Source organism: Mucilaginibacter agri, assembly GCF_009928685.1.
Classification (GTDB): Bacteria; Bacteroidota; Bacteroidia; order Sphingobacteriales; family Sphingobacteriaceae; genus Mucilaginibacter; species Mucilaginibacter agri.
Map to the genome: position 1 here is coordinate 1 of NZ_WWEO01000008.1, position 227 is coordinate 227.

A 227-nucleotide genomic window follows, 5' to 3' on the forward strand; every position below is an offset into this window, starting at 1 on the left:
AATTGGCATTCACTGCACCGCTTGCCGTGATTGGGTAAGAACTACCCGCTACTGATGAGGCCGGGGTTGCTGTTGTTGATAGGGTTGGTGATGTAGTCAAACTTAATGGAGTATCTCCATTCACAAAACCAGCGTAACTAGCTGTAAGCGCTGGCACAGCCGCCCCGTAAACTTTCGTTTGGTTATCTGCAGTAATCGTCAGTGAAGCAGGTGTTACCGTTAGGGCA

1 protein-coding gene is annotated in these 227 nt (G+C 49.3%); it reads right to left on the bottom strand.

Annotated features, from left to right (window positions below):
- A partial coding sequence (locus GSY63_RS00025) for an MBG domain-containing protein (RefSeq protein WP_166583809.1) occupies window positions 1-227 on the bottom strand: 227 nt, incomplete at both ends.